4 protein-coding genes are annotated in these 5610 nt (G+C 60.1%); 1 reads left to right on the forward strand and 3 read right to left on the reverse strand.

What is annotated here, in order from left to right; translation table 11 throughout:
• Positions 1 to 268: 268 nt before the first annotated feature.
• The 3 genes from R6U20_RS10985 to R6U20_RS10995 form a co-directional block, all read right to left on the reverse strand.
• Complete coding sequence (locus R6U20_RS10985) at positions 269 to 1753, reverse strand: hypothetical protein (RefSeq protein ID WP_410337901.1); 1485 nt, start codon at positions 1751 to 1753, stop codon at positions 269 to 271.
• A gap of 264 nt (positions 1754 to 2017) precedes the next feature.
• Positions 2018 to 3220 (reverse strand): KamA family radical SAM protein, encoded by a 1203-nt coding sequence (locus R6U20_RS10990; RefSeq protein ID WP_410337902.1) that lies wholly within the window; start codon positions 3218 to 3220, stop codon positions 2018 to 2020.
• Positions 3221 to 3313: 93 nt separating this feature from the next.
• A complete protein-coding gene (locus R6U20_RS10995) occupies positions 3314 to 4372 on the reverse strand; it encodes a D-alanine--D-alanine ligase (protein WP_410337903.1) in 1059 nt (352 codons plus the stop codon).
• A gap of 114 nt (positions 4373 to 4486) precedes the next feature.
• Here R6U20_RS10995 and R6U20_RS11000 point away from each other — a divergent pair, with 114 nt between their 5' ends.
• The gene (locus R6U20_RS11000; protein ID WP_410337904.1) at positions 4487 to 4825 is read left to right on the forward strand and encodes a hypothetical protein; all 339 of its coding nucleotides are present in this window, start codon (positions 4487 to 4489) and stop codon (positions 4823 to 4825) included.
• The last annotated feature ends 785 nt before the right edge of the window (positions 4826 to 5610 follow it).

Here is a 5610-nt window from a genome sequence, read left to right on the forward strand (position 1 = left end):
CCAACCTTTCAGGGTTGACACAGCAGTAGTGCTCTGTCACAGATGATTCATGGGGTAAAGCATGAACTACCAACGCTTATAGTCATCCCGGACAAGGCGCCCCTGGCGCCGCTGATCCGGGATCTCTTGTGGCTTTCCATGACAATCATTCGCGTGAGCTACCCACACAATCACGTGTGACAAAGCAGTAGGTGTGTTTGGGGGATACGCTGCATGGCCTCCAAACCAACATTGTGCGTCGTGCGCGGGCGATCTTTGCAGACGACGCCTAATCGATAATGACGGGCGCGCCCGACTTATACGACTCATGCAGGGCCCGCATGACCTCCCCTCGAAAGTCGGAGGCCGTTTTATGACGCGGACTCATCATGCCTACACCTACGCTTACGCCGCCCTTGAGCGATCCGGTAGCACGCAGCATACCACGGTGTAGGTCGAGCGTCCATGCCTCCACGGTATCCAGATCGGCCTGGTAGAACACGCCGTAGGTAAGCTCACCAAACCGCTCTACGCGCTGGTGGGGGGCCGCTTCTTCAAGCGCCTCCTGCAGTAGGTCTTCAACCTGCTGGACGGCGTCTTGTCCGCGTTCCGCGATCATATCGGCCCGGTTTAGGTGCACCAGGGCCAGCGCCAGAGGAATATCGGTAGCTCGGGCCACCTCCATCTCTTCCGCAATAATTTCGATGCGCGGCCGGGGTCCCTGCCGCTCCACATCGGGCGAGGAGGTCGTTACATCGACCATTTCCTCGGATACAGAGGAGGACTCCGCCGAGTCAGGAGCGGACGTAGACGAACGCGTGCCGGTTTGTTGGTCAGCTGCTTGCGAATCAGCATGGTTCGTTTCCGACGAAGCAACTGGTGGACGCAACCCGTTCGGGTCGTACGCCAGCAAGCGGCCCAGCATGTCTGCTCCCTGGGCCAGCAGACGTTTCGAGTGCTTGTGTTGAAGCGGAACGTTGGCATCCCCATCGGCAATGAGAAAGTAGGTGGCCGACTGCTGGGCGTGCCGAATCGGGGCCAGAGCTACATTTTGAAGAGCCGATGCATAGCCGTCGGGATAGTAGTTTAGTGCCTCGCGCAGACGGGGCTCTTCTCCCAGGTCGCGTACCGTAACATCTGCGTGCGACATGCGAGCGGTGAGCAATGGATGCGGAGATGCAAAGGTGCCACTGCGCTGCACCGCACTGCTGTCGCTGTCAAGTCCTGCAATGCGATATTCCAGCGCCATCTCTTCCTGCACGAGCAGCGCCACCGTATGAGCGTGCAATGCATGGCGCAGTGCACAGGCAAAGGCCACCACGCGCGGGTCGCCCTCCGGCTCTGCCTCTGAAGCAGTAGATGGCGGACGGGCCGCGTCGTCTTGTGTTGGCTTTGGGGCGTCTGCCTCCTGCGTATCGGTTGTGTCGGTGTCGGAGGAGGCTGTTGCGTCCGCCGCAGAAGGTTCGTGCTGCTCTTCTACCGCTTGTGAAGCCGCAACAGATGCTTCCGTGCCATTAGAGGCAGAGGAGCCGTCTCCCTCCTCATCGGGCGGGGTCATCGGGCGCACGGGCGAAATCCCAAGTGCAGCAGGGTCATCGGTTTGTTCAGCAGTATCAGGGCGCGACGACTGCCGTTGCATCCACAGCCTGTAGACCACAAGACCAAGCGCCACTCCCCCCGTTCCTCCCGCCGCTGCGTATAGCCACGATTGGCCAGTTATAAACGCCAGCGCCGCAAGGAGCACGGCCAGTCCAGCAAGAATGAGTCGAATCATATAAACGCGAGTAGCCGACAAGAATCCGGCTTATGATACACGATGAGCAGCGATAACGCAACCGATATCTGGCACCTTCTTACCCCGCTTTGCTGTGTGCACTTCTCTTTCACACAACGATTGTTCGCCTAACGACGAGTGAGGCGCGCCTGGCTATCGGCTTATAGTACTCTTAATTACAGGACAGTACGGCACAAGATGCGTAGAAGTGCCGATCTGCTTTCATATGCTTTTGAAGAGTCTGCCAGAGTTGGTTCTGTGAGATCAGACAGACGCAGGTATATTTGCTTTGGAAGGCACCGTTTTAGCATCTTCAGGATACGGGATATGGGGCAATTCATTTCCAGATGAAGCGGCAGCCGGAAGTGGATTGGGCTCGGCCCAGAGCGTGCCGTCATACGTCTCCATCACCACATAGTCGCCCGCACGCCCGCGCACCCACGACCGGTTCAGCGGCACCTTGCCATAGGGCGTGTCGAGCACATACGTTGGAATCGCAAAGCCCGTGGTGTGCCCGCGCAGTTGCTTCATGATCCGCATCCCGGTTTCGATGGGGGTACGAAAGTGGCTCGTTCCCCCAATAACCTGCGCCTGATACAGGTAGTACGGACGCACCCGCATGGCCACAAGTCCCTCACAGAGCGCTTTCATTGTCTCCACATCGTCGTTGATCCCGCGCATCAGCACGGTTTGGTTGCCCACGGGAATGCCGGCTCGCAGCAGCCGGTCAATGGCCTCGGCAGCATCGGCGGTCAGTTCTTTGGGATGATTAAAGTGGGTGTTGATCCAGAGCGGGGTGTACTGGGCCAGCAGGTCGCACAGCTCGTCGGTGATGCGATACGGCAGCTTCACGGGCATGCGCGTGCCAAAGCGCACCACCTCTACGTGCTCAATCGCCGTGAGCCGCTCAAGGAGCCACTCCAGATGCGAGGCGTTGAACGTCAGCGGATCGCCGCCCGTGAGCAGCACATCGCGGATGGCGGGGGTGTCAGCAATGTAGTCGATGGCTTTTTGCAGCTCGCCCGTGCGCAAGAAGAAGTCCGCATCGCCCACCATGCGCTTGCGCAGGCAGAAGCGGCAGTACACCGCGCATTCTGCTGTCACGCAAAACGCCACGCGGTCGGGGTAGTTGTGCACCAGGTTCTTGACCGGCGAGTGCGCCACCTCTTGCAACGGGTCGAGCTCGTCGACCAGCTCATCCTGCATCTCATCAATGTGCGGCACGACCTGTCGTCGCACCGGGCAGGCCGGATCCTCCCGATCCATCAGCGCCGCGTAGTACGGCGTGATGTTCCACCGGAAGACCGGCTCCGTCTCCGCAATCCCCTGGCGCTCGGCCTCGGTAGGCCGAATCCAGTCCGTAAGGTCATCGAGCGTGTGGATGCGGTGGCGCATCTGCCAGCGCCAGTCGGTCCACTCTTCCGACCGATCAGCAGCAACATGGGGACGCGAGGTAGAACACGTCATGCGAATACCAAACAAGGAGTTAGCATCAGAACAGGCAGCGGGGCAGCACCTATCGCATCCCCCTGCCCAATTGAACACACCGCCTATGGTTGGCTACAGTTCGGCCAGGGATACGCCATCGGTACACGGCACCACATCGGAAAGCGGGTGGATGCCGAGTCGGCTCAGCCCAATCGCGAGCACCTCGGCCAGGAGATCGGGATACGCCCGATTCATCAGTTCAGCGATGATGGCAAAGGTGCCGTCGGGCGCGAATGTGGGGAGTGGGTTGATCTCCAGGAAGTACGGCGTGCCGTCTGCATCCACCCGAAAGTCGAGGCGTGCTACGTCGCGGCATTCCATTTTTTGGTAGATACGTAGCGCATCGCGGCAGAGGCGGGTTTCGAGGGATTCAGAGAGCGTACCGGGGATGGTGTAGTCCCATTCACGGTTCGGAGCGCCGCGCCGTTCCAGCGCATGCACGCCGATGCCGGTGGCTGGCTCTACCGCACGCTGTAGCACCGGAAGCGCGCGGGGCGGGTCGTTGCCTACCACCGCAACGGTGAACTCGCCTCCGCCCTCAATGAAGGCCTCTACAATCACGTCTTGTTGATACAGCGTGGTCTGCCGATCCACTTCGTCGCGCAGTGCGTCGAGGGTGTCCACTTTGCTGGCGGGTATAATGCCTTTCGAGGTCCCTTCGTAGCGCGGTTTCACGAAGAGCGGAAACGGGGCGGGAAGGGCGTCCTCGCTAATGGACGCGGCCCCCGAAAACACGGTCCACGCGGGCGTTTCGAGGCCTGCACGTACCACCAGGTCTTTGGTCGTGGCTTTGTCGAGAGTCAGCGACAGGGTGAGCGCGTCGGAGCCCCACTGCGGAATGCCCGCCAGTTCAAGCAGGATGGGGGCGTGCGCTTCGCGGTTGCGACTGCCCTGCCCCTCGGCAATGGTGAGCGCCGCGTCGAGGGAGCGCCCTGCACATAATTGCTCGTGCAACGTACGCGCCGGGCCAATGCGCACGGGTTCGGTGCCACATCGGCGCAGCGCTTCGGCCAACACATCAACGGTTTCGGGCGGCTCGAACTCGGCATCAGCATCGGGGGGATCGTTGTCGGCCCACTGGTAGTCAGAAAACACGTCGTAAATGAGGCCAACATGTGGCGGGGTAACCATGTAAAAACGAATGATTCAATGCACAAACGTAATCCCAGCAGTCGCGTGCTGGTATTGCTGGATCGAACCGGAGTTGCAGTCCCTCTTTTTTTCGTGACCTACAGCGCTGTTGCTATGGAGCGTCCCAATCAGAAAGCCCTTCTTGTCCGCGTAGCAGGCGATTCCGTCCACGGCCTTACAGCGCTTAACGAGCATCTATCGAACGGATGGCGTGTGATTGAAACCAGCCCGCTCGGTGGCGGCCATGCAACTGAAACAGTGGCCCTCGTCATTATTGAGCAGCAGCGCTCGGCGGATACGCAGGCCATGCCCGTGGCCGAACGCCAGGCACAACCTGCCGAAGACGACATCATGCCCGAAGTCGAGTCGCCTGTAGAGGGCGACGGCGCCACTCCGAACGCAGAACCCGGCGACCTTGACATCGATGTCGCTTCCGAAGACCCCGCCACGTAGCCATGACACGCTTCTGCACGTTCAACGGCCGATACATATATAGCACAACGCGTTTTGAGTGACCCGCGGATGGGGGTATTCAGCAGTTCAGTATCAGGGAAGCCCTCAGTTCGGGTAGTGGGTAGACCTTAAGGTGGTGGCCAGACGTTAAGTGATACGATACATACAGCATGTTTTCGTGCAGCCGCTATCGTCATGGGGAGCGCAGTGAAGCATCTCAGGTCACGCGGTCAGAGGATCTGCTCCGGGGATGCGAGATGCGGTGCTCCAGTGTTAGGACGCGATGCCAAGCGTGCACGGTCGGCGTTGAGATCCTGACCCCCGACAATGTACGTGTTTAGCGACGTGTAGTCCGCGAACCTGTGCCGGGCGGTGTTTAGGCCAGGTTAGAGCGGGGCAGAGGGGCCGTAGGTCATGCTGGTTGTGCCAGGCGACGAGGCGTGATCCTTCGTCCCGACGGCTGTCGGGAGTCAGGATGACTTGGGGGCGCGAACAACAGCTCGACATTGTAGGCGCTCCCTCCTCTGTCGTCATGCTGAACGCAGTGAAGCATCTCAGGATGACCTGTTGGGAAGCAATGCCGCCACGCCTGCAAAGGGGCGTCTGCAAAGGGGCGTCTGCAAAGGGGCGTCTGCAAAGGAGCGCCTGCAAAGGAGCGCCTGGTATGGGGCGGCTCGTGCCAACCGTGCAGGACAGGCCATAGGCATCCGATTCGAGGGTTCCCTTAGCCCGAGCCATTAGGGAAGGGCCGGAGATGCGGGGATCGTGCCACCTGTGCGAGGTAG

This window comes from Longimonas sp., assembly GCF_046498435.1.
In the GTDB taxonomy this organism is placed as follows: domain Bacteria; phylum Bacteroidota; class Rhodothermia; order Rhodothermales; family Salinibacteraceae; genus Longimonas.

Excerpts from the sequence above, each read along its gene's own strand:
- R6U20_RS10985 (WP_410337901.1), bottom strand. The coding sequence starts at position 1,753 with ATGATTCGACTCATTCTTGCTGGACTGGCCGTGCTCCTTGCGGCGCTG.
- R6U20_RS11000 (WP_410337904.1), top strand. The coding sequence starts at position 4,487 with ATGGAGCGTCCCAATCAGAAAGCCCTTCTTGTCCGCGTAGCAGGCGAT.
- R6U20_RS10995 (WP_410337903.1), bottom strand. The coding sequence starts at position 4,372 with ATGGTTACCCCGCCACATGTTGGCCTCATTTACGACGTGTTTTCTGAC.
- R6U20_RS10990 (WP_410337902.1), bottom strand. The coding sequence starts at position 3,220 with ATGACGTGTTCTACCTCGCGTCCCCATGTTGCTGCTGATCGGTCGGAA.